We start from the raw sequence: 22,798 nt of genomic DNA on the forward strand, positions 1-22,798 counted from the left end.
AGGTGGAGATGATGCAAAGCTGGTCGAACATTATGGCGGCCAGATGCGACAGTTGGACAACAGTGGTATGCCCTGGGGACTGTTACAGCAGGAGATCCCGGTTTCCGATCTGCAGGTTGGTATGTACGTCAGCCGGCTCGATCGTCCGTGGCTGGAGACGCCCTATCTGGTCGAGGGGGTGCGGATTCGCTCGCAGGACGATATCGACGAGCTCGCTCGCCATTGTGTGCATGTGTTCGTTGATCTGGATAAGAGCGCGCCGGAGTCGCTGAGCCGGCTGCCACCGGCCGCGGGATCCGCACGGGCTGCCGCGACGGCCTCGAGCCGGGCCGAGGCCGCCCAGTTCCGCGGCATGACGGTCTATCGCGATCACTGCTCGGTGGAGCAGGAGCTCCCGGCGGCAAAGGAGGCTCAGGCGATTGTCGGGCGTGTTCTGGAGCAGATCCGTGCCGGCATGGAGCGCAATCCCGGGGTACCTCTGTCGGCGGCCCGGGAGGCGTCCGAGGCGTTGCGCGAGAGCGTGGAGCGCAACCCGGACGCCCTGCTGCTGCTGGCCAGGCTGAGCCACTCGGACGACGTGCTGTACGCCCACTCGCTCAATGTCGCGATCCATCTTCTGGCGCTGGGCCGGCACATGGGGCTGGATCGAGCCGAATTGTCGATCCTCGGGCTGGGGGGGCTGCTGATGGATATCGGCAAGATGCAGATGCCGCCGACGCTCCTGGGGCGCCGCACGCGGCTGTCCCCGGATCAGCGGCGCGAGATTCAGCGGCACGTGGAATATGGCGAGACCATTCTGCAATGCTCCCACGGGATCCCGGAGGGCGTGCGCGACATTGTCGCCCAGCACCACGAACGCGAGGACGGGCGTGGCTACCCACGGGGTCTGGTGGCCAACCAGATCAGTGCCTATGCGCGCATGGCGGCGATCGTGGATTCCTACGAGGAGATGCTGACGGAGGGCGGCCTGGCCGGGACCCCCTTCGAGGCCCTGAAGGAACTGCGGGAGAACGCGCGCTGGGGGCTGAATTCGGCGCTCGTGGATCAGTTCACCCACTGCGTGGGGCTGTTTCCCGTGGGCAGCCTGGTGGAGCTGGATAACGGCGAGGTCGCGATCGTGCTGAGTCACCGCCGTACGCAGCGCTTCATGCCCCGGGTGATGCGCATCCTCGATCCGTCCCATATGCCGTATCCCGACCCGTGGGAGCTGGATCTGGGGTCGCACGCGCCGGAGTCCGAGGGGGCGCGGCGGCAGATCCTGCGCGACCTTCCGGCGGGTGCCTACGGGGTCGATCCGGCGCGCTATTATCTTTGAGTAGGTGCGCATTCCGTACATGGGATCCGCATCTACTGATTTCGCCGCATGGGCGTAGCCGCCGGAACTCTGCCGATGTCGAAGCTGTTGGATTATCAAGATTTTCTCCGTGCCCTGGATGGGGTTTCCCCGTGCCCGCAGGAGGCCGGGGCGCAAGCAGCCGTGACCGTCATCGAACTGGAGGGGCTAAGGGACGTGGACGCGGCCCTGGGGTATGCCGCGGGAGACGAGCTGATCCGGAACGCGGGTCAGGCGCTGGCCCGCGCCCTGGCGGACGGCCTGGTCGGTATCACTGGACGCCATCAGATCACCTGTGTGCAGCCGGCCGTGGCCGGGAGTGGGTTCGCCGAGCTGGCGGCCCACAAGATGCTGCGGGTGTTGAGTGAACCGTTTGCCTGTGGCGAGCGGCAGGTGCTGCTTTGGCCGCGTGCCGGGCTGGCTCTGGCGGGCCCCCGGATGGCTGCCCCGCAGGAGTTGCTGGCTCACGCCTATGCTGCAGTTCGGCAGGCGCGGCGGGCTCGGGCGCGCCTGCGCCTGTATGCCCCGGAGGCGGCGGCAACCATGCTGGAGGGCGTGGATCTGTGGTCCCAGCTGGGGCAGGCCATCGAGGAGGGAAGCCTGCACCTCGAGTATCAGCCACAGGTCGCGCTGGCATCGGGCTGCGTGCAGTCGGTGGAAGCCCTGTTGCGCTGGGATCACCCGCAGTACGGTGCGATCCGTCCGGACACCATGGTGCGGGCGGCGGAGGGAACGGACCTGATGCCCCGGCTGACGCACTGGGTCTTCAACACAGCCCTGCGCCAGTGTGCCGAGTATCGCCAGGCCGGACTGGACGCGGGGATCTCGGTGAACTTTTCTGCCGATGACCTGCAGGAACGGGAGGTGGTGGATCTGGTGGCGCAGTCACTGGAGGTCTGGCAGGTGCCGGCGGAGAGCGTCACGGTGGAGCTGACCGAAACCGCGATGATGGAGAGCCACGACGCCGAGGCGCGTGCGGCCCTGCACGGTATGAAGGACCTGGGCTTGCGGGTGTCCATGGATGATTTCGGTATTGGCTATTCGTCGATGGAGCGGCTGCTGCGCATGCCGCTGGACGAGCTCAAGATCGACATGACCTTTGTCCACGAACTGGTGTCCAGCCGGCCGCACCAGCGCATCGTGGAATCCATGATCGGGCTCGGCCAGAAGATGGGCTTGAGCGTGGTGGCCGAGGGAGTGGAAGATCAGGAAACCCTCGAGCGCCTGCGCGCTCTGGGCTGTGACCTGGTGCAGGGGTTTTACCTCGGGCGGCCGGCGCGCCTGGCGCAATTCATGCACCAGACGCGTTCGGGCCTTGGCCCGGGCGTGTGCTGAACGCGCCCACCTCGTCCTCGTTGCGGCGCGTCAGCGCATCGCTCCCGCCGTCCGGAAGCCTGTCGCGTGCTCCCGGGTCAGGCAGTCGGTCACGTCGCCCCCCGCCCGTGGATGGTCATCCAGCAGGGGCAAGGCGGGGCTTGTCGGGCCCGTTCTTCGTGGGGGATCCCTGGGTGATCATGCGCCGCGCCTGCCGGCATCGCGCGAACGCAGGTACCAGTGGATGACGATCCAGTCGTACAGGGCATGGGTGACGATCACCACCAGCAGGTTGCCGGTCAGGTGATAGAGCAGCCCGAGGTAGAGCCCGATAACGGTGGCGAACACGAAGTACAGGCGGCTGATCGAATGGGCGAGTCCAAACACGATCGCCGCGGCGACGATGGCCCACTCGGGTGACCAGCGTTCGGTCAGCCAGCCCTGCAGCACGCCCCGCACCAGCAGTTCCTCGCCCACGCCGGCGAGGATGGCGATTAGCAGTACGGCGCCAGGCAGGGCGTGGCGAAAGAGCTGGTGCACGAAATCGCGCACCTGGTCGGCCAGTGCGCGGTAGGGCTCCCAGCCGCTGATCGCGAGCGTGCCGAGCAGCATCAGCATGGGCAAAACGGCAAGGATGCCCAGCGCGGCGGCCTCCAGGCTCCAGTCGATTCGCTCGTCGAGCGGGATGCCGGCCACCCGGGCCAGGATCAGGGCGAGCGGGATCAGCGCGGCCTGAAAGGCCAGCCCGGCCAGCAGCGGGTGTCGCGCGACCGCTTGACGGAGGCTCATGGGTGTTGGGCCGGGGCGTGTGGACTCATCCGCGAGAGGATGCCCGATTCCGGGGGTGGTTGTCCCGAACGGAACGACCCCCGCGGCGCCGAGACCGGCGGGCGCGGGGGCCGGGTGGGGAGGCTGGATGGCCTGTGGTGGCCATCCAGACGGGGGCCGGCGTCAGGTCTTGGCTTCCTCGATGCGGATCAGGGCCAGTTCGTGGAACAGTCCCTTCATCAGGCTGACGCACATCAGCAGCAGCACGATGACGAATGGCAGGCCGGTGCTCACCGCCCCCGCCTGCAATGCATTGAGGGCCGCCGCACCGCCAACCGCCAGCAGGACCCCCGCAACCACGCCCTCGGTGGTGGCCCAGAACAGGCGCTGGGATTGCGGGGCGTCGGTCTTGCCGCCCGAGGTGATGGAGTCGATCACCAGGGAGCCCGAGTCCGAGGAGGTGATGAAGAACACCAGCACCAGGGCGATCGCCAGGAACGAGGTGATGGCGGTGAACGGCAGGTGCTCCAGCATCTGGAACAGGGCCAGGGAGGAGTCGGAGATGCCGTCTGCCAGGGCCCCGATGCCGTCCCGCGCCTGGGCCAGGCCGGAACCCCCGAAGGCGCTCATCCAGACCACGGTGACCAGGGTCGGCACCAGCAGTACGGCGGTGACGAACTGGCGTACCGTGCGGCCGCGGGACACGCGGGCGATGAACATGCCGACGAACGGCGACCAGGAGATCCACCAGGCCCAGAAGAAGATGGTCCAGGCGTGGTAGAAGGTCTCGTCCTCGCGCCCAACCGGGTTGCTGAGCGGGATGAAGTACTGCACATACCCGGTGACCGTGGTGCCGATGTTGGAGAGGAATGCGAGGACGCCCCCGGCCACCATCACGAACAGCAACAGCAGTGCGGCGAACACCAGGTTGATGTTGCTGAGCACCTTCACCCCGCCGTGGATGCCGCGCATGATCGACAGCAGAGCGATGATGGTCACGCCGATGATGATGGCGACCTGGGTGTTCAGTCCGGAATCGATGCCGAACAGGAACTCCATGCCTGAGGCGGCCTGCTGCGCGCCGAGGCCCAGCGAGGTGGCCAGACCGAACATGGTGGCGAGCACGGCGAGGGTGTCGATCACGTGGCCGATCGGGCCCCAGATGCGCTCACCGAGGATCGGATAGAACGCCGAACGGATAGTCAGTGGCAGGCCCTTGTTGTAGGCAAAGAACGCGAGCGCCAGGCCGACGACCGCGTAGATCGCCCAGGGATGCAGGCCCCAGTGATACATGGTCGCCCCGAGCGCCGCCTGCCGGGATTCCTCGGTCCCGCCTTCGATCCCCAGCGGTGTTCCGAACCACTCGGTGAAGTAGCCCACCGGCTCGGCCACGCTCCAGAACATCAGGCCGATGCCCATGCCCGCGGCGAACAGCATCGAAAACCAGGAAATGACCGAGAATTCCGGCTTGGCGTCCTGGCCACCGATGCGGATGCGCCCGATGGGCAGGACGATGAGGGCCAGGCAGAACAGGACAAAGATGTTGCCGGCCGACAGGAACAGCCAGTCGAAGGTGCGGCCGATCCACTGACGTGTGTTGTCGAGGTGCTCGTTCGCCTGTTCCGGAAAGACCAGGGACAGGATGACGAATACGACAATCAGCAGGGCGCTGACCACGAAGACCGGGTTGTGCAGGTCCAGCCCCAGCGGGTTGATGTTCTGCTCGCCAATCTCGTGGTCGGTGTCGTATTCGGCTTCCAGTTCCTTTTTCTGCTCTTCGAGATCGTGCGGATTCTCGCTCACCGTCTTCTCCTCGCTTCTTGGTCTTGTATGGCGGCCACACCAACTGCCGCGGTGGCAATCTCGTTGAGTAAAGACCGGCAATCGGCGGATTGCAAAGGCCGCGGCCGGTTCTTGTTGGGCCGGCGTAAGAAAACACTGATCAGTGTTTCCCTAGCGGCGCGGGGCCTCACAAAGCGCGCGCACATGGGCCGCCGCACTTCGACCCAGGGCCGGGAGGGCGTAGCCGCCTTCCAGCATCGAGACCAGACGCGCGCCGGCATACCGCGCGGCGATGCGGGTGAGTTCGTGGGTGATCCACGAAAAGTCGTCCGCGTCGAGGTTCAGGCCCGCGAGGGCGTCGTCCTGATGCGCGTCGAAGCCGGCCGAGACGAGCACCAGTTGGGGGCGGAACTGTTCCAGTGCCGGCAACCAGTCGTGGCGGACCGCCGCGCGGAATTGCGCCCCGGTCGTGCCGGCGGCAAGCGGGGTATGTATCAGATGGTCCCGTTCGGCTCGCGGCGTGTCCGGGTAGAACGGGTGCTGAAAGCTGGAGCAGTAGAGCACTCGGGGATCATCCCGGAAGATGTCCTCGGTGCCGTTGCCGTGGTGCACGTCGAAATCGGCGATGGCCACGCGCGACAGCGCGTAGTGCTCCAGGGCATGCGCAGCGGCCACCGCGATGTTGTTGAACAGGCAAAAGCCCATCGCGCGATCGCGTTCGGCATGATGGCCGGGCGGACGGATGGCGCAGAAGGCATTGTCCACGTCCTCCTCCATGACGGCCCGCACGCCCTCGATGCCGGCCCCGGCGGCGCGCAGGGCGGCCTGTAGCGAGTGTTCGCCCATGGCCGTGTCCGGGTCCAGCAGCGCGTGATGTCCTAGGGCGGGGGCGTTGGCGCGAATGCGGGCGACGTGCGCCGGGGTGTGCACCCGCTGGAGCTGCGCATCGGTGGCTGGCGGGGCATCCAGAAGGTGCAGGCCTTCCATCAGGCCTTCGTCGAGCAGGGCGTTGCGAACGGCGTGCAGGCGGTCGGCCCGTTCCGGGTGGTGGGGCCCCGAGTCGTGCAGCAGGCAGTCGGGATGCGAGATATACGCCGTATGGGTCACGGAAAAGCCTCCGCGCGATCATCTCCAGAGAGTATAGGTGCATGCGGAGTACGTGTGCGGTGGCCGCGCGGCCGCCGGACCTTTACCGTGGTACCGACGATGAACCACCCGTGCAGAGGGGAACCGCATGAAGGCCTTGTTGATTGATCCGGAGCAGCAGACGATCGAAGCCGTGGACGTCGAAGGACGTGACGACATCGCCCGGCTGATCGGGTACGACACGCTCGAGTCCGACGAGATCGGGCCGGATGGTGATCGCCTGTTCTTCGACGAAGAGTGTTTCCTGCGCGGAACCACCGGGCGCTTTCAGATCGACAGCGTGATCCCGGTTTCCGGCAAGGGGCTCGTGGTTGGCAGTGACGACGCTGGCGCGACCCTTAAGGACGTCGCATCCGATCTGGAGTCCATCCGGGGCCGGATGAAGTACCTCTAGGGCGAGCTCAACGAAGCTGGCTGTCCTTGGAGGCCCGCCGGTTGTAGGGGCTGGTGGCCTGCTGTGCCGCGTCCTCCGCCTCCTGGCAGCCCAGGCACAGGCGCACGCCCGGCAGGGCCTGGCGCCGGCCTTCGGGAATCGGCGCCCCGCATTCCTCGCATTCTTTCAGACCTTCCCCGGTGGGAATCTGGCTGCGCACCCGTTGCAGGGCGTCCTCGACCGTGTTGTCGATCTGCTCCTGCTCCGCACCGTCTTTTGCCCATCCGCCTGCCATCGCGAGGCCTCCGCCCGTGGTCAACAAGACTGAGACCGGCGCAACCTGGCCTGAAGTTCCCGCAGCGCCGCCTTCGAGCCGTATTGGCGAGGCGGGCTATCCGTGTCCGAACTCGCGGGCGACGTAGTCGATGTCCTTGTCGCCACGACCGGAGAGGTTGGCCAGGATCGTCGTGCCCGGGTTCTCGCGGCCGTGCTTCATGGCCCAGGCCACCGCATGGGCGCTTTCCAGGGCCGGGATGATGCCCTCGGTGCGCGAGAGCTGGTAGAAGGCATCCAGGGCCGCGTCGTCGTTGATGGCGTGGTAGGCGACGCGCTGGGTGGTCTTGAGGTAGGAGTGCTCGGGGCCGACGCCGGGATAGTCCAGCCCGGAGGCGATGGAGTGGACCGGGGCCGGGTTGCCCTCCGCGTCGGCCAGCAGCATGCACTTGAAGCCGTGGATCATGCCCGGCTTGCCGTAGGTCATGGTGGCGGAGTGCTCGCCGAGCTGGGTGCCGCGCCCCAGCGGCTCCACGCCGTTGAGTTGCACCTGGGCGTCCTCGATGAAGCCGGCGAACATGCCCATGGCGTTGGACCCGCCGCCGACGCAGGCGACCACGTGATCCGGCAGCTCGCCACCACTCATCTCCAGGTACTGTTCGCGGGCTTCGATGCCCACCACCGACTGGAAGTTGCGCACCATCAGCGGAAACGGGTGCGGCCCGACCACGGAACCGATCGCGAACAGGGCCTCGTCTGCCTGCGACAGGTAGGACTGGAAGGCGGAATCCACGGCCTCCTTCAGCGAGCGACCGCCGAAGGAGACGGGCACTACCTGGGCCCCCATCAGCTTCATGCGGGTCACGTTGGGTGCTTCCTTGGCGATGTCGATCTCGCCCATGTGGATCTCGCATTCCATGCCGAAGTAGGCCGCCGCAGTGGCCAGCGCCACGCCGTGCTGGCCGGCCCCGGTCTCGGCGATCAGCTTGCGTTTGCCCATGTGCTTGGCCAGCAACGCCTCGCCCATGCAGTGGTTCAGCTTGTGCGCGCCGGAGTGGTTCAGGTCTTCGCGCTTGAGATAGATATGCGCGCCCACCGAACGGCTCAGGTTATGGGCGTAGTACACCGGCGTCGGGCGCCCCTGATAGTGCTTGCGGATGTAGCGAAGTTCGTTCAGGAAATCGCCGGAGCGCGCCAGGGTCCGATAGGCGTGGTTGATCTCGGCGAAATGCGGTTCCAGCTCCGGCGGCAGGAAGGCGCCGCCGAATTCGCCGAAGTAGCCTTCCGGGTTGGGGAAATCCTTGAGATACGACATGGGCAGTCTCGATGCCAGGTTGGTGGGCCGGGTGGAAGGGCCCGTTGGGTCGGATCGGGTTTCGTGACCCGGGGTGACCGGGCCGGGTCCATATCATCCGTTCCCCGAACCCGATTGCCAACCCGGGCGGATCCCGGTCCGCGTCGTCCTACGCGGAAAAGGGCAGGTCGTTATAGCGGATTACGCGGTCCAACTGGGTCGCGTCGAGCTCGAGGCCGTAGTCCTGCTGCAGACGCGTGCGCAGCTCGGTGGCGGTGGTCGGGGGCGGGTCCATCTCGCGGGTGAACTGGCCGACGTCCTCGATGACGGCCCAGGGGTAGAGGATCCAGCGCCACTCCTGCACGGCCTGACTGTGGAAATCGGCGGGGCACTGGGTGCTGGCCTTTTCATGCAGCACGGCGGTGCGCACGGCGGCCGGATCGAAGCCCTCCAGATGGGGGCGGGCGGCCACCAGGGTGTCGCCGGAGTCGTTGACGTCGTCCACCAGCAGGACCTGTTCACCGCGCACATCCCCGGCCAGCGGGACCGTCACCGCCGCTCGCTGTTTTTCACGGGCCCCCGAGGTGTAGTGTTCGACCTTCAGGCTGAGCAGCTTGTGCACGTGGAGGAAGTCGCACAAAAAGCGCGCCGGCATGAATCCGCCGCGGGCGATGGCCACGATCGTGTCCGGCCGAAAGTCGCTGGCCCGTATTTGGCGTGCCAGGTCGTCGGCGGCGCTGACCACCTCCTCGACCGAGATCAACTGCACGGGCATCTTGCCGGGTTCAGCCATGCTCGGCGATCTCCACGCCCGCTGCCTTCATCTTCGCGCGCGCCTCCGTGCCGCCCTGCGGCGAAATCGGCAGCGAGGCATACGGGATCAGGTGAACGTCAAATCCTTCCTCGCGTGCGCCCAAAGCGGTCGCCGCAACGCATACGTCCAGGGCCAGTCCGCCCATCCAGATGCGTTTTATACCCCGGTTGCGCAGTTCGCCCGCCAGCCCGGTCTGGTCGAAGGCGGAGTACTGGTCCTGGTCGAAGCGTACCCCCGTGGTGACCTTGACGGTGCCGGCCGGCAGGGCCAGGTCCGCGTGGAAGCGGGCCCCGGGCGAATCTTGCAGGCAGTGCGGGGGCCAGGGCCCGCCTTGTTCCACGAAGCTCGCATGCCCGGCTGGGTGCCAGTCGCGCGAGGCATACACCGGAATATCCAGCGCGGCGGCCGCCTCCAGCCAGCGGTTGAGTACCGGGATCACGGTATCCCCGTGCTCGATAGCCAGCGCGCCGCCGGGGCAGAAGTCGTTCTGTACGTGGATCACCAGCAGGGCGTCGCCGGCTTGCAGGTGATTGCGCGGATCGTCAGTCATTTGAGTGGTCTCCGTCTCCAGTTTCGGACGTTCGACCCGATGCGGCGTAGCGGGCCTGGATGGTGCGGGTCACTGCATCCTGGTGTGCCTGCAGCGCGGGACTGATGGCTACGGGATACGGCGTTTCGGCGGGCTCGATGGCGCGGATCCCGGGGGGCAGTTGTTCCAGCTGCGCCCGGGCATATTCGCGCAGTGTATCCAGGTCACGGGAATGGCCCGGCAGGCGCTGGCCGTCACGCATCACGGGCTGCAGCAGCGGCTCCCCGGGCTGGCTCTCGTCCTGGCGCCCGATGGTGTCGCCCGCGAACCGGTTGCCTTCCCGGCGGCGATAGATCTGCTTGGCACCGGGCAGGATGGGCTTTCCGCTGGAGAGCTTGAGACGCCCTTCGCCGGCGTATTCGGCCAGCTTGTAGGCAATGTCCAGGTCGGGGGCATCGGGGGCAATGCCCATGCTGGTGCCGACCCCGAAGGCATCGATCGGTGCGCCGTGTGCCAGTAGCTCGGCAATCCGGTGTTCGTCGAGCCCGCCGCTGGCGAAGATCCCGACCTGTTGCAGGCCTGCTTCATCCAGCATCCGCCGTGCCTGGCGGGCCAGTTCTCCCAGGTCGCCGGAGTCGAGGCGGACGGCGTGTACGCGGAAGTCATCGCCCAGCTCACCGCTCAGCTCGATGACCCGGCGCACCCCTTCGAGGGTGTCGTAGGTATCGACCAGCAGCACCGTTTCCGGATAGAGACGGGCAAAGGCGCCGAAGGCCTCGGCTTCGTCATGGTGCGCCTGGATGTAGCTGTGGGCCATGGTGCCACTCACCGGTACGCCGTACTGCTTGCCTGCCAGTACATTGGAGGTGCTGGCGACGCCCGCGATATGGAAGGCGCGTGCACCCTTCAAGGCAGCATCCAGCCCGTGCATGCGGCGCGCCCCGAAATCGACCACCGGCCGCCCGTCGGCCGTGGCCACCAGGCGGGCGGCCTTGCTGGCCTGCACCGTTTGCAGATGAATCTGGTTCATCACCAGGGTCTCGATCAGCTGGGCCTCGGGGAGTGGCGCGGTGACCTCGAGGATGGGCTCGTTGGCGAAGACCGGGGTGCCCTCGGGCACGGCGCGGACCGTACCGGTGAAGCGGAAAGCCTCCAGCCAGCGCAGGAACCGTTCGGAGAAGCGGTCGAGGCCGGCCAGGTAGTCGAGATCCGACGGCTCGAAACGGAGGCCTTCGAGTTGTTCCAGCACCGTATCGAGTCCGCAGGCCAGGAGATAGTTGCGCCGTTGCGGCAGGCGGCGTACGAACAGGCTGAAGACCGCTGGCTCGTACAGGCCTTCTTCGAAATAGGCCTGGAGCATGGAGAGCTCGTAGAAGTCGGTGAAGAGCGCCAGGCCATCGTCGCTTGGGGTTGCGCTGCGCCCGGCCGCGATCATGCGGTCAGTTCCTCCAGGATCCGGACGTGGATGTCGTGATCACCCTTGGTGTGCAGCACGAAGCGGACATGGCCGACGGCATCCAGTCTGGGGGTGGCGGCGATCACGGTTTCCAGGGCGATGCGCGCGGCTTCCTCGACGGGGTAGCCGAAGGCCCCGGTGGACAGCGCGGGAAATGCGATGCTGTAGGCCCCGGCCTCTTCGGCGCGGGTGAGGGCGTTGCGATAGCAGGCAGCCAGCAACCGGCTGGCCGGTTCGTCGTGCCCGTAGACCGGTCCCAGGCAGTGGATCACGAAGCGATTGGGCAGGTTGTGGGCATCGGTCAGTACGGCCTGGCCGGGCTCGATTGGGGCCAGCGGCTGGCATTCACGCTCCAGGCCGGGCCCCGCAGCGCGGTGGATGGCCCCGGCCACGCCGCCGCCGGGCCGCAGCCAGGCGTTGGCGGCATTGACGACCGCGTCCATGTCGCGCTGGGCGGCGATGTCGCCCATGGTGCATTCGATGGTGACGCCGCGAACCTTGACGCGCATGTGTCTCTCCCGTGCTGAATGGTCTCGGCTACTACGGCCCTTGTCTCAAGCATAGGGTACGCATTCCGGTCAGGTGAACCGGCGACCCGTGCTTATCTAGCGATGCGGTCGCGCACCTCCGCGGTCAGTTCCAGCGAGCGCCGGCGCGCCGCATGGTCGAAGGTGGAGGTGGTCACGATCAGTTCGTCGGCGCCGGTCTGCTCGAGAAACCGGCGGATCTCGTCTTCGACCGTATCCGGCGCGCCAACCGCGGAACAGGCCATGGTCTGTTCGACGATCGCGCGTTCGGCGCGGTCGAGGCGTTCGCGGTAGCCCTCGATCGGCGGTTGGATCGGTTCGGGCCGACCCCGCCGCAGGCTGACAAAGGCCTGTTCCATGGAACTGGCCAGCGTCCGCGCCGCGGCGTCGGTGTCGGCGGCATACACGTTGTAGCCGAGCATCGCATAGGGGCGATCCAGCCATGCGGAAGGCCGGAACTGGCTGCGGTACAGCTCCAGTGCGTTCATCAAATGCCCGGGGGCGAAGTGCGAGGCAAACGCATACGGCAGGCCCATCTGCGCGGCCAGCTGGGCACCGAACAGGCTGGAACCGAGGATCCAGACGGGCACGTGCTGGCCGGCGCCGGGGATGGCGCGGATCACCTGGTCCGGCTGGGGGTCGTCGAAATAGCTCAGGACCTCGGCGACGTCACGTGGGAACTGGTCCGGGTCGATATCCGGGGCCCGGCGCAGGGCGCGCGCGGTGGTCGGGTCGGTGCCGGGTGCGCGCCCCAGCCCGAGGTCGATGCGGCCCGGGTACAGCGCGTTCAGGGTGCCGAACTGTTCGGCGACCACCAGCGGGGCGTGGTTGGGCAGCATGATACCGCCGGCACCCACCCGAATGCGCTGTGTGGCGGCTGCCACCTGGCCGATCACCACCGCCGTGGCTGCGCTGGCGATGCCGGGCATGTTGTGGTGTTCCGCCAGCCAGTAGCGCTGGAAGCCGAGGGCCTCGGCGTGTTGCGCAAGATCGAGGGTGTTGTGCAAGGCGTGGGTGGCGTCCCGGTCAGCGGTGATCGGGGCCAGGTCGAGTACGGAAAAGGCAGTCATGTACCTGATTGTACCGACCTGCTTGATCCGTGCAGACGTGGGCGATCCCGATGGGGTCTATAGTCGAAGGAAGACACTGCGGAGGGTGCGCCATGAGTATCCCCAGGACCCTGAACAACTTTCTGGACGAACATGCGGTGACCTACCAGCTGGTGCCCCATCCGTATTCGAATTCGGCCAGCCGCACGGCCGAGGCGGCCCATGTCCCGGGCGACGCCGTGGCCAAGGCGGTGTTGCTGGTCGAGGAGGATGGACAGTACCGATTGGCCGTCGTGCCGGCCACGCGCCGCGTAAAACTGGGGCAGTTGCACCGGTTGTTGGGCGAGCACGTGGGCCTGGCTACCGAGGACGAGGTGGCCAGCGTCTTTGCTGACTGCGAACGCGGCGCAATCCCCGCTCTGGGTGCCGCTTACGGGCTGGAAACCCTGCTTGATGACAGTATGCTGGAACAGCGCAACGTGTATTTCGAGGCTGGCGATCACGAGTCGCTCGTCCGGCTGCGCGAAACGGATTTCCTCCATCTGCTCGGCCAGCCGCGGCGGGGCCAGTTCAGCGCCCACATCTGACGTCCGCTCCATCAGCGTCTCACGCGTGGGTCGGATCGATCTTGCAATGCCACATCGTCTACCGTCAGCCTGAGTTCGTTGCGACAACTGGGTGACGACGATGGATCCGTTTCTGGAGATGGCGCTCGACGAAGCGCGTACGGGGCTGGGCGAGGCGGGGATCCCGATCGGGTCGGTGCTGGTGCACCGGGGCGAGGTGATTGGGCGCGGGCACAACCGGCGAGTGCAGCAGGGCAGCGCGATCCTGCATGCGGAGATGGATGCGCTGGAGAAGGCCGGCCGGCAGTCGGCGCAGGTGTATCGCGAATGCACGCTCTACACCACGCTCTCGCCCTGCGCGATGTGTAGCGGCGCGATCGTCCTCTACGGCATTCCGCGAGTGGTGATCGGGGAGAACGAGTCGTTCCTGGGGGAGGAGGCGTGGTTGCGCGGTCACGGCATCCAGGTGGACGTGGTCCAGGACCCGGGCTGCCGCGAACTGATGCGTTCGTTTATCGAGACGCACCCCGAGCTGTGGCACGAGGACATCGGCCACTGAGCCGGATAGCCGGCGCAAGAGCCGCGCCCCGGCGTGTCCCTCAGCGTCTCCTTCAGGGTGTCTCGAGCCGCTGCTGATCGGCGTAGGGGTAGTCGCTGGCCTCCAGGTTTTCCTGAAAGGTCTCCAGGCGTTCCACGGCGAGGTCCGTACGGTTGAACTGGGCAATGTGGAACAGTGCGTCCCCTTCGTTGATCAGGGGCAGGTTGAGCTGACCAATGATGATGCCGGAGGCCGGGGCGAGGATCTCGGTCTCGGTTTCGCCAAACGGGTCGGAGATGATCGCCAGGCGGGTCTGGTCGCGGACCACGCGGTCCCCGTGGCGCACGAAGGTGCGCAGGATGCCGCTTTGGGGCGCGCGGACCCAGCCGCTGGTGCGCGCCATGATGGGTTCCTTGCGCGGGCGCCGGCGTACGGCCGGCAGCATGCCCAGATGGCGCATCACCTCGATGATGCCGTGCACCCCGCCGCGGATGGAGAGCTCGTCGAAGCGCAGGGCCTCGCCGGCCTCGTACAGCAGGATGGGGACTTCCCGTTCCGCGGCGGCCTCGCGCAGGGAGCCGTCGCGCAGGGCCGAGTTGAGAATCACCGGGGCCCCGAAGGCGCGCGCCAGATCGAGGGTCTCGGCGTGATCGAGGTTGGCGCGGATCTGCGGCAGGTTGGAGCGGTGGATGGCGCCGGTGTGCAGGTCGATGCCATGGGTACTGTTCTGCACGATTTCGCGCATGAACAGGCGCGCAACGCGAGCCCCCAGTGAGCCCTTCTGCGAGCCGGGGAAACAGCGGTTCAGGTCACGCCGGTCGGGCAGGTAGCGGCTCTGGTTGATGAAGCCGTGCATGTTGACCACAGGGATGGCAATCAGGCTTCCCTTCATGCGCCGCAGGGCCGGGACTTTCAGCAGGCGCCGGATGATCTCGACGCCGTTGATCTCGTCGCCGTGGATGGCGGCGCTGACAAACAGCACGGGACCCTTGCGCCGACCGCACAGCACCTGTACCGGCATGTTGGTCGGGGTGTGGGTGTACAGCGCTCCCAGTTCCAGCTCCACCGTGCGCCGCTCGCCGGGGCGGACGGTGGTGCCACCAATGGTGATCGGCTTGTTGCGCAGCGACCGGGGTATGCCGGGCATCAGGGAGCCACCGAACAATGTGCATACGCACGCGCGGGTCGCTCTTGCGTGCGGTCCACCCGCTGCGAGTGACGTGTAGCCTTGCGACTCGAGGACACTAGCCGCTCCCTTTGGTCTTCGTCCGGTTGGGCTTGGCGTTCTTCTCGATGAACTCGATGATCATGCCCGCCACGTCCTTGCCCGAGGCATTCTCGATGCCCTCCAGGCCGGGCGAGGAGTTCACCTCCATCACCACCGCGCCATGGTTGGAGCGCAGCAGATCCACGCCACAGACGTTCAGGCCCATGACCTTGGCCGCGCGTACCGCGGTGGCACGTTCTTCCGGGGTAATGCGGCACAGGGAGGCGCTGCCGCCGCGGTGCAGGTTGGAGCGGAACTCGCCGTCCTTGGCCTGGCGCTTCATCGCCGCGACGACCTTGTCGCCGATCACGAAGCAGCGGATATCCGAGCCCTTGGCCTCCTGGATGTATTCCTGCACCAGGATGTGCTGCTTCAGGCCCATGAAGGCCTGGATCACGCTCTCGGCCGCCTGCTTGGTCTCGGCGAGCACCACGCCCAGCCCCTGCGTGCCTTCCAGCAGCTTGATCACGCAGGGCGCGCCGCCCACGGTCGCCAGCAGGTCATCGATGTCATCCGGCGAGTGGGCAAACCCGGTCACCGGCAGGCCGATGCCGCGGCGCGAGAGCAACTGCAGGCTGCGCAGTTTGTCGCGCGAACGCGAGATGGCCACCGACTCGTTCAACGGGTAGACGTTCATCATCTCGAACTGGCGCAGGATGGCGGTGCCGTAGAAGGTGATCGATGCCCCGATCCGCGGGATGACCGCGTTGAACTGGTCGAGGATGTCGCCCTTGTAGTGGATCTGCGGGCTGTGCGCGGTGATGTTCATGTAGCAGCGCAACGGATCCACCACACGGACCTCGTGGCCGCGCTGTTCGGCCGCCTCGACCAGGCGTCGGGTGGAATAGAGTTTGCTGTTGCGCGAAAGGATGCCGAGTTTCATTCAGGCGCCTGCTGGGCTGTAGGGATTTGCGGTCGGTGGCTGGCGACAAACGAGGCCTGGGGATCGACAAGAAAGCGACCGCGCATGGCCTCGCGGCCGAGCAGCATGCGAAAGAGCATGGTATCGCGGCTGGTCAGGGAGAGTTCAACTGGCAGTACTACGGCACCGAGTTGCACCCGGGTGGCGATGAAGTAGCGCTCCCCGGTGTGCCCGCCGGAATCCGTCACCTTGCGGACATCCAGCACCGGTGCCTCGCACCACATTTCGGTCTCGCTATCATGCTGGTGGGGGTGAATGCCGAAGCGCACCCACTCGTGGTCATCACGTGTGAAGGGTTCGATCTGGAAGGTATGCAGCGCGGAACTGCGGGCTCCGGTATCGACCTTGCACTTGATCGCGGGGATGCCGAGGTCGGGCAGGCCGACCCATTCGCGCCAGCCGAGGATGGGCCGGTCGCGGATGTGGGGTGAGGTCTGGCTGGAAGGGGACGGGCGATCCACGTCGGCTCCCGGAAAGGATGGAAGCCTCACTATAACCAATCGCCCGCCCGGCGCGAGTGAACCTCAGCGGGGCTGCGCCCGTGCGGCGGGGATCGAGCAGGTGCTCAGTCCTCGGCGATTGCCGCGTTGGTCAGGTTGTCCAGCGCGTTGCTCATGGTATCGAGGATGTCATCGCGGTCGTCGATGCCGTGGCGTTCGGCCATCCATTCCGGATCGTTATAGGCGAGCCAGGTCTGGCCGTCTGCGTCGGTCCACGCCAGCGCCTTCATCGGCAGGTCGATGCCGGCGGTCTGCTGGCTGGTGAACAAGTGGCTGCCGAGCGCCGGGTTGCCGAACATCAGGAGTTCGGTCGGGCCGAGTTCGATATCCACGCCGTCCGCCTTGGCGGCGTGGTCCCAGCGCAGGGCGACGCCGATGTCGTTGGCTGCCAGGGCATTCTCCAGCCGATCCAGGGTCTCGGAGGCGGAATGCGGGCTGGCCTTGGCGATCATCCCGGGTACGTCGGCGGCCAGCGCCGGGGTCGCGATCAGGGCCAGGGGCAACAGAGCGGTCAGTAGCGTCTTCTTCATGACAACGTCCTCGTGCAGTAATGGGTGCGTCGAGCGGGTGGCGACGATCGACCGGGTGGTTTCGTCATCACGTCCGGAAAAGGTAGGCGACCCATGCAGAATTTTCAGCGACCGGTCGGCGGAAGCGTGATCGGGTCGTGGGACGACGCCCGTGTGCGGTGTTCGGCCCTGGGTGGCCGAACACCGCTCGAGGATTACTGCATCAGCAGATAGCCTTCGTGCTGTAGTTCGATGATCTCGGCATCGGCCATCGGTACGACGTTCACGAAACCATGCACGTCTTCCACGTCGATGCCGCGCAGGCGCGCCGAGGCCTCGCACATGCGGAACTCGATATTGCCGGCCTGGGTGAGCGAGCGGGCGCGGCGCATCAGTTCCTCGTGCTCGCCGAACTCGTCGCGAGTGAAATACGGGACCTCGGCACCGTGCAGCACCAGGACGATGTGCGATTCGAACGGGTCCGCCTCGTAGATGTTGTTCAGCATGCTCACACGGTCCAGTACGCCCTCCAGTTCGCTGGGGCTGCTGGTATACACGTCGTAGACCACCTTGCGGGGCTCGTACTGCCGGTCCATCTTTTCGGCCGAGCCCCAGGGCAGGTTGTCGTCCGCGCCGGCCACAAGCGGCGTGGCCAGGAGGCTGGCGGCGGCCAGCAGGATCAGCAGAAGACGGGTCAGTGGGCGGTTGTTTCGTTTCATGGGGGACTCCGATTGTTGCAGTAGTGCGTGTGGGATTGACGTTCTCGCCCGCCAAAGCGTTCCCCGGCAAGTGGACTTTACATCCGGGTTTCCGGCCCCTGGCTGCGCAAAACGCGCTCGAGGATGGATTCCATCGCAAAGGTGATGCGCCGGCCCAGGGTTTGCGGACGATGGTAGATCAGCTCGAATACGTCCGCCTCGCGGGTCAGCTCCAGTAACAGATCGTCGCTGGTGCGCAGTTCGTCGGCCAGGCCCATCTCGCGGGCCTGTTCGCCGTACCAGTGTTCCCCGGTGGCGACCTGCTCCAGGTCCAGTTGCGGGCGGTAGCGGGCGAGGAAGGTCTTGAACAGCTCGTGGGCCTCTTCGAGTTGTTCGCGGAATTTCTTGCGCCCCTCGTCGGTGTTCTCGCCCAGCATGGTCAGGGTGCGCTTGTACTCGCCCGCGGTGAGCAGTTCGATGTCGATATCGTTGCGCGACAACCAGCGGTGAAAGTTGGGGATCTGGGCGACCACGCCAATCGAGCCGAGCACCGCGAATGGCGCGGCGACAATGCGGTGACCGACCGCCGCCATCATGTAGCCGCCGCTGGCGGCGACGCGGTCCACCGCCACGGTCAGGTCCAGCCCGGCTTCGCGCAGGCGTGCCAGCTGGGCGGCCGCGAGCCCGTAGGAGGGCACCAGCCCGCCGGGGCTCTCCAGGCAGACGATGGCGCGGTCCTGTTCCGGTCGCGCCATGGTGAGGATGGCCGTGACCTCCTCGCGCAGGCTCTCGACGCTGGAGGCGCGGATATCACCGTCGAAGCGCAGGACGTACACGCGCGGGCGTTCGGCATCCGCCTCGCGGTCGGAACGGGTGCCACCGAGCTTGTCGGTCTGTTCGGTTTCGGTTGTGGTGGTCGAGTCCCCAATCCCCTTGCGCGGCAGCTTGCGTGCGGCCCAGTGGCGCAGGCGTTCCACCCGCCCGCGGCGGCGCTCCACTGCCCGGCGCACGGTCTTCTCCATCCGCTCGAAACGATCGTTCAGGCGTTTGACGTGCAACCGGTCCGGCTTGCCCTCGCGCGACCGGCCGACGAGGCCGGCGATCGCACTCAACACAATGAGCCCGGCGATCACCGCCGTGGCGGCCTTGGCGACGAAAAGTCCGTATTCCTGAAGAAATTCCATTGGGTGTCCTTGATGAGCCGGGATGTCCGCGCAGGCATAATGCCAGCATGGATACCGATACAGTTGAAGACCCTCGTAGCGCGGGACGGTTTCACGGCCAGGAAGGTTCCGCGGCCGGTCCGACGCCGGAGCCGATCATCCATGCCGGGTATGCGACCCTGAGTCTGCGCCAGGTCGATGCATGGAACGGCGTGCCCAAGGGCACGGCCTTCCGTCTGTTCAAGGCGCGCAAGCATCAGCTGCGCGAGGGCGTGGACTTCTTCTACATCCCGGAAGGCCGCGACCCCGAACTCACCGAGACCCTGCGCCTGGACGGCCGAATCTACCCCTCCACCGTACACCTGGTCCTGCTGACCGGCGCGGCCTATGCCCGCATGCGCGAGGAATGGCATGCGCGGACCCACAATCCGGGCTGCGGCTGCCCCGAGGAACACTAGGGGTGCGCGCATCAATGGTCCCGTTCGTGCTCGAGTCGATTGTGCTCGCTGCCCCGGCAGAGCGACCGCCATGCCCTCGCTCTGCACAAGGGAGGCGCAACGCCGTCAGCGGGCCCAACTTTAGAAGGCAAACGCGGCCGCGGCGTGTCATTCAATGGTTTGTAGGGTTGGTGCCCCAGGTTTCCCGACCCTGTGTTGCGACCCGAGACAGACCAAAACCGGCCGGTAGCATCACGCTCGGTGGCGCGCCGCGCCAGGTTTCGGGAAACCCGGGGCACCAGCGCGAGCGGGTAGATTGATCCGCGTCACTCTCGAACAGTGGCGCATGCTGCAGGCGGTGGTGGACGCCGGGGGCTTTGCGCGTGCTGCGGAACGGGTGCACAAGAGTCCGTCGAGCATCAACCACGCGGTGCAGAAGCTGGAAGAACAGCTGGGCGTGGACGTCTTCGAGATCAAGGGCCGCAAGGCGGTGCTCACCGCGGCCGGCGCGGCGCTGTTGCGGCGGGCCGGCCACCTGCTGGAAGAGGCGGCGGAGATCGAGACCCTGGCCGGTGCGCTGGCCGCCGGGGTGGAATCCGAAATCCGGTTGGCAGTGGATCAGCTCCTGCCGCGGGCGCCAGTGATCGGGGCCCTGGAGGGGTTCTCACGGGCCTACCCGGCCACTCGCATCCAGCTGCACGAGGTGGTGCTGAGTGGTGGGCCGGATCTGCTGCGCGAAGCGGCGGTGGACATCCTGCTGGGTCCGGAACTGCCATCCGGCTATCTCGGGACCTGCCTGGGCGAGTTGTCGATGGTGTGCGTGGCGCACCCTTCGCATCCCCTGGCGCAGGGTGAAGCGCCGCTGACCCGGCGCGATCTGCAGCCGCACCGCCAGGTCGTGGTGCGGGACTCGGGTGCCCAGGCCTCCGGTGAGGGCGGCTGGGTGGAGGCGGACCAGCGCTGGACGGTGTCGCACATGGGTACGGCCTGCGAGATCCTGCGCTCCGGGATCGGCTTCGCCTGGATGCCGGAGGACCGGATCGCCGAGGATCTTGCCGCGGGAGGCCTGGTCGAACTGAATCTGGAGGCCGGGGCGCGTCATGCGGTGCCGTTCTACATTACGCATGCCGATCGCGACCGCGCCGGCGCGGCCAGCCAGTCCCTGATGGACGCACTGGAGCAGGCGTTTCGAACCGAGCGGTCGTCCTGATCGCCGCTTGGGGGAACGGGTTCGCCCGCGAAGCCCCGCCCGCGTCGGACGATGGCCACGAAGCACAACCCAAGAAGTCCCAACCAGCAAGGAACCAATCATGTGCGGGATCGCAGGAGAATTCGTCTGGGGTGAACGGCGCGCGAGCGGCGAGGCGGTCGCGCGCATGCTGCCCTGTCTGGAACGGCGCGGGCCGGATGCCGACGGCCTGTGGGCCTCCGGGCGTGTGGCCCTCGGGCACCGCCGGCTGTCGATCCTGGACTTGTCGCAGCGCGCGCACCAGCCGATGTTCGATCCGGAGACCGGGCTTGCGCTGGTGTTCAACGGCGCGATCTACAACTTCCGTGCGCTGCGCAGCGAACTGGAAGGACGCGGCCACCGCTTCTTCTCCACCGGCGACACCGAGGTCATCCTGCGCGGCTACGCCGAGTGGGGCGAGGGCATCGTCGCGCGACTGCATGGGATGTTCGCGTTCGCACTGTTCGATGGCAACGCCCAGCGTCTGTTGCTGGCGCGTGACCGCATGGGCATCAAGCCGTTGTACCTGGCCCGCGTCGGTGAGGGCATCCGCTTCGCCTCCAACACCCAGGCGCTGCTGGCGGCCGGCGACGTGGACACCGAGCTGGATGCGGAGGCCCTGCACATGCTGTTCTCGCTGCACGCGGTGGTGCCCGCGCCGCGCACCGTGCTGCGCGGCATCCGCAAGCTGGAGCCGGGGCACTACCTGAGCATCGACGCGCGGGGCCAGGAGCGGTTGCAGCGCTACTGGACGCTGCATGCACACCGCCCGTCCGAGCCGGTATCGGACGGCGAGTGGCAGGAACGCATCGAGCATTCGCTGCGCCAGGCGGTGCGCAAGCGGCTGGAGGTGGCCGATGTGCCCGTCGGCGTGCTGCTCTCCGGCGGGCTGGACTCGTCGCTGCTGGTGGCGCTGGCGATGGAGGAGGGTGCGCAGGATCTGCGGACCTTTACCGTCGGCTTCGAAGACCAGCCGGAGGAGAAGGGCTCCGAGTTCGAATACTCGGATCCGGTCGCCGAGCGTTATGCCACCGACCACCAGGCCACGTTGATCCCCAACGACCAGGTGCTGGCCCGATTGCCGGAGGCGGTGGGTGCCATGGCCGAGCCGATGTTCGGCCAGGATGCGGTCGCGTTCTACCTGCTGTCCGAGCAGGTCTCGCAGCATGTGAAGGTCGTGCAGTCCGGTCAGGGCGCCGATGAGGTCTTCGGCGGCTATTTCTGGTATCCGCAGATGGCGGAGGATCGACATGGGGACTGGGTGGAGCGTTTCCGGCGCCACTACTTCGACCGCGATCATCCGGAGATGGCCGAGATGCTGTGCCACCCGCCGGCGAACGACGTCACCGGTGACTGGCTGCGCGAGCAGTTTGCCGAACTGGAGACCGACCGCGCGGATTCCTTCATCGACGCCGTGCTGGCGCTGGACGTGACCACGCTGATCGTGGACGACCCGGTCAAGCGCGTGGACAACATGACCATGGCCTTCGGCCTGGAGGCGCGGGTGCCGTTCCTGGACCACGAGCTGGTCGAGACCGCCGCGGCGATGCCGCCGCACCTGAAGCTGGGCGATGGCGGCAAGGACGTGCTGCGCCGTATCGCTCGCGGCCGGTTGCCGGACGCGGTATTGGACCGGCCCAAGGGTTACTTTCCGGTGCCGGCACTGAAGTACGTGCGCGGTGACTTCCTCGAGTTCATGCGCGACATCCTCACTTCGCGCGCCTCGCGCGAGCGGGGCCTCTATCAGCCGGCCTTCATCGACAAGTTGCTGGACGCGCCCGACCAGTACTTCACCCGCATCCAGGGCTCCAAGCTCTGGCACGCGGCCCTGCTGGAGTACTGGTTGCAGACCCACGTGGACCGGTAATCGCCGTATGGAACGGGTGCGGGTCCGGCGCGTCTACGACCCGGTCGACCCCGGGGATGGGGCGCGTGTGCTGGTCGACCGCCTGTGGCCGCGCGGAGTGCAAAAGTCGGCGCTCCTGCTGGATGCCTGGGAAAAGTCGCTCGCTCCGTCCACCGACCTGCGACGCTGGTTCGGCCACGATGTCGAGCGCTGGCGCGAGTTCTGTCGCCGGTACCGGGCGGAACTGGGAGCGGCTCCCGAGGCCTGGGGCCGCTTGCTGGGGTTTTCCCGTCGCGGCCGCCTGACGCTGCTGACGGCGACCCGGGACGTGGAGCACAGTCATGCAGCGGTCCTGCGCGCGCTTCTCGCGGCCGAACGGGCCGAAGAGGCGGCGAATGGCGAGCGCGCCTCGCCGGTATGCTTCGCGCCCGACGAGCCCGGACCGGATCCGGATTGACCGCGCCGC

Annotated in this window: 25 protein-coding genes; 9 read left to right on the forward strand and 16 right to left on the reverse strand. The window is 66.9% G+C overall.

Annotated features, from left to right (window positions below; genetic code table 11):
* Window positions 1-67: 67 nt before the first annotated feature.
* Complete coding sequence (locus G315_RS0106570; RefSeq protein WP_051069914.1) at window positions 68-1,315, forward strand: HD-GYP domain-containing protein; 1,248 nt, start codon at window positions 68-70, stop codon at window positions 1,313-1,315.
* A gap of 75 nt (window positions 1,316-1,390) precedes the next feature.
* The gene (locus G315_RS0106575; protein ID WP_018144210.1) at window positions 1,391-2,668 is read left to right on the forward strand and encodes an EAL domain-containing protein; all 1,278 of its coding nucleotides are present in this window, start codon (window positions 1,391-1,393) and stop codon (window positions 2,666-2,668) included.
* 177 nt (window positions 2,669-2,845) lie between these two features.
* Here the strand turns inward: G315_RS0106575 and G315_RS0106580 are convergent, their stop codons facing one another.
* From G315_RS0106580 to G315_RS0106590, 3 genes are all read right to left on the reverse strand, one after another.
* A complete protein-coding gene (locus G315_RS0106580; protein ID WP_018144209.1) occupies window positions 2,846-3,436 on the reverse strand; it encodes a CPBP family intramembrane glutamic endopeptidase in 591 nt (196 codons plus the stop codon).
* A gap of 162 nt (window positions 3,437-3,598) precedes the next feature.
* A complete protein-coding gene (locus G315_RS0106585) occupies window positions 3,599-5,218 on the reverse strand; it encodes a BCCT family transporter (protein WP_019612160.1) in 1,620 nt (539 codons plus the stop codon).
* A 150-nt stretch (window positions 5,219-5,368) separates the two neighbouring features.
* Window positions 5,369-6,304 carry a histone deacetylase family protein gene (locus tag G315_RS0106590; RefSeq protein WP_018144207.1) on the reverse strand — a complete coding sequence of 312 codons (936 nt, stop codon included), beginning with the start codon at window positions 6,302-6,304 and terminating at the stop codon, window positions 5,369-5,371.
* Window positions 6,305-6,431: 127 nt separating this feature from the next.
* Between G315_RS0106590 and G315_RS0106595 the strand changes: the two genes are divergently transcribed.
* Complete coding sequence (locus G315_RS0106595; RefSeq protein WP_018144206.1) at window positions 6,432-6,737, forward strand: hypothetical protein; 306 nt, start codon at window positions 6,432-6,434, stop codon at window positions 6,735-6,737.
* Between the two features lie 7 nt (window positions 6,738-6,744).
* Here the strand turns inward: G315_RS0106595 and G315_RS0106600 are convergent, their stop codons facing one another.
* The 7 genes from G315_RS0106600 to G315_RS0106630 all read right to left on the reverse strand — a co-directional run bounded on the left by G315_RS0106600 (window position 6,745) and on the right by G315_RS0106630 (window position 12,679).
* Complete coding sequence (locus G315_RS0106600; protein WP_018144205.1) at window positions 6,745-7,011, reverse strand: DksA/TraR family C4-type zinc finger protein; 267 nt, start codon at window positions 7,009-7,011, stop codon at window positions 6,745-6,747.
* Window positions 7,012-7,107: 96 nt separating this feature from the next.
* Window positions 7,108-8,304: a tryptophan synthase subunit beta gene (gene trpB, locus G315_RS0106605; RefSeq protein ID WP_018144204.1), complete on the reverse strand. Its 1,197-nt coding sequence runs from the start codon at window positions 8,302-8,304 to the stop codon at window positions 7,108-7,110.
* 148 nt (window positions 8,305-8,452) lie between these two features.
* Window positions 8,453-9,076: a phosphoribosyltransferase gene (locus G315_RS0106610; protein WP_018144203.1), complete on the reverse strand. Its 624-nt coding sequence runs from the start codon at window positions 9,074-9,076 to the stop codon at window positions 8,453-8,455.
* On the reverse strand, window positions 9,069-9,647 hold the full coding sequence (locus tag G315_RS0106615) for an isochorismatase family protein (protein ID WP_018144202.1): 579 nt from the start codon (window positions 9,645-9,647) through the stop codon (window positions 9,069-9,071). The genes G315_RS0106610 and G315_RS0106615 overlap by 8 nt, the downstream gene beginning before the upstream one ends.
* Complete coding sequence (locus G315_RS0106620; protein ID WP_019612161.1) at window positions 9,640-11,061, reverse strand: nicotinate phosphoribosyltransferase; 1,422 nt, start codon at window positions 11,059-11,061, stop codon at window positions 9,640-9,642. Before G315_RS0106620 ends, G315_RS0106615 begins: the two co-directional genes overlap by 8 nt.
* The gene (locus tag G315_RS0106625; protein WP_018144200.1) at window positions 11,058-11,591 is read right to left on the reverse strand and encodes a macro domain-containing protein; all 534 of its coding nucleotides are present in this window, start codon (window positions 11,589-11,591) and stop codon (window positions 11,058-11,060) included. The genes G315_RS0106620 and G315_RS0106625 overlap by 4 nt, the downstream gene beginning before the upstream one ends.
* Before the next feature lie 92 nt (window positions 11,592-11,683).
* The gene (locus G315_RS0106630; protein ID WP_019612162.1) at window positions 11,684-12,679 is read right to left on the reverse strand and encodes an LLM class flavin-dependent oxidoreductase; all 996 of its coding nucleotides are present in this window, start codon (window positions 12,677-12,679) and stop codon (window positions 11,684-11,686) included.
* A 92-nt stretch (window positions 12,680-12,771) separates the two neighbouring features.
* Between G315_RS0106630 and G315_RS0106635 the strand changes: the two genes are divergently transcribed.
* Window positions 12,772-13,245 (forward strand): aminoacyl-tRNA deacylase, encoded by a 474-nt coding sequence (locus G315_RS0106635; protein ID WP_019612163.1) that lies wholly within the window; start codon window positions 12,772-12,774, stop codon window positions 13,243-13,245.
* Window positions 13,246-13,345: 100 nt separating this feature from the next.
* The gene (locus tag G315_RS0106640) at window positions 13,346-13,783 is read left to right on the forward strand and encodes a nucleoside deaminase (RefSeq protein ID WP_018144197.1); all 438 of its coding nucleotides are present in this window, start codon (window positions 13,346-13,348) and stop codon (window positions 13,781-13,783) included.
* A gap of 52 nt (window positions 13,784-13,835) precedes the next feature.
* Here G315_RS0106640 and G315_RS0106645 read toward each other — a convergent pair whose 3' ends face one another.
* The 6 genes from G315_RS0106645 to sohB all read right to left on the reverse strand — a co-directional run bounded on the left by G315_RS0106645 (window position 13,836) and on the right by sohB (window position 18,842).
* On the reverse strand, window positions 13,836-14,909 hold the full coding sequence (locus G315_RS0106645; protein WP_038034714.1) for a succinylglutamate desuccinylase/aspartoacylase family protein: 1,074 nt from the start codon (window positions 14,907-14,909) through the stop codon (window positions 13,836-13,838).
* A 97-nt stretch (window positions 14,910-15,006) separates the two neighbouring features.
* Window positions 15,007-15,912 (reverse strand): 30S ribosomal protein S6--L-glutamate ligase, encoded by a 906-nt coding sequence (gene rimK, locus G315_RS0106650; RefSeq protein ID WP_018144195.1) that lies wholly within the window; start codon window positions 15,910-15,912, stop codon window positions 15,007-15,009.
* The gene (locus tag G315_RS0106655) at window positions 15,909-16,412 is read right to left on the reverse strand and encodes an ATP-dependent zinc protease (protein WP_018144194.1); all 504 of its coding nucleotides are present in this window, start codon (window positions 16,410-16,412) and stop codon (window positions 15,909-15,911) included. The genes rimK and G315_RS0106655 overlap by 4 nt, the downstream gene beginning before the upstream one ends.
* 104 nt (window positions 16,413-16,516) lie before the next feature.
* Window positions 16,517-16,981 (reverse strand): DUF302 domain-containing protein, encoded by a 465-nt coding sequence (locus tag G315_RS0106660; protein WP_018170061.1) that lies wholly within the window; start codon window positions 16,979-16,981, stop codon window positions 16,517-16,519.
* A gap of 194 nt (window positions 16,982-17,175) precedes the next feature.
* Entirely contained in the window at window positions 17,176-17,679 is a 504-nt protein-coding gene (locus G315_RS0106665; protein WP_018144192.1) for a DsrE family protein, read from the reverse strand.
* 77 nt (window positions 17,680-17,756) lie between these two features.
* The gene (gene sohB, locus G315_RS0106670; RefSeq protein ID WP_019612164.1) at window positions 17,757-18,842 is read right to left on the reverse strand and encodes a protease SohB; all 1,086 of its coding nucleotides are present in this window, start codon (window positions 18,840-18,842) and stop codon (window positions 17,757-17,759) included.
* Between the two features lie 47 nt (window positions 18,843-18,889).
* Between sohB and G315_RS0106675 the strand changes: the two genes are divergently transcribed.
* The 4 genes from G315_RS0106675 to G315_RS0106690 all read left to right on the forward strand — a co-directional run bounded on the left by G315_RS0106675 (window position 18,890) and on the right by G315_RS0106690 (window position 22,789).
* Window positions 18,890-19,279, forward strand: coding sequence for a hypothetical protein (locus tag G315_RS0106675; RefSeq protein WP_018144190.1), 390 nt, complete (start codon window positions 18,890-18,892; stop codon window positions 19,277-19,279).
* Between the two features lie 295 nt (window positions 19,280-19,574).
* Window positions 19,575-20,468, forward strand: a complete 894-nt coding sequence (locus G315_RS0106680) for a LysR family transcriptional regulator (RefSeq protein ID WP_255349437.1) — start codon at window positions 19,575-19,577, stop codon at window positions 20,466-20,468.
* 100 nt (window positions 20,469-20,568) lie between these two features.
* Window positions 20,569-22,353, forward strand: a complete 1,785-nt coding sequence (locus G315_RS0106685; protein ID WP_019612166.1) for an N-acetylglutaminylglutamine amidotransferase — start codon at window positions 20,569-20,571, stop codon at window positions 22,351-22,353.
* Between the two features lie 7 nt (window positions 22,354-22,360).
* On the forward strand, window positions 22,361-22,789 hold the full coding sequence (locus tag G315_RS0106690; protein WP_019612167.1) for a DUF488 domain-containing protein: 429 nt from the start codon (window positions 22,361-22,363) through the stop codon (window positions 22,787-22,789).
* Window positions 22,790-22,798: the final 9 nt, after the last annotated feature.

Origin of the sequence: Thioalkalivibrio sp. AKL7 (assembly GCF_000381705.1) — a bacterium.
Lineage (GTDB): Bacteria > Pseudomonadota > Gammaproteobacteria > Ectothiorhodospirales > Ectothiorhodospiraceae > Thioalkalivibrio > Thioalkalivibrio versutus.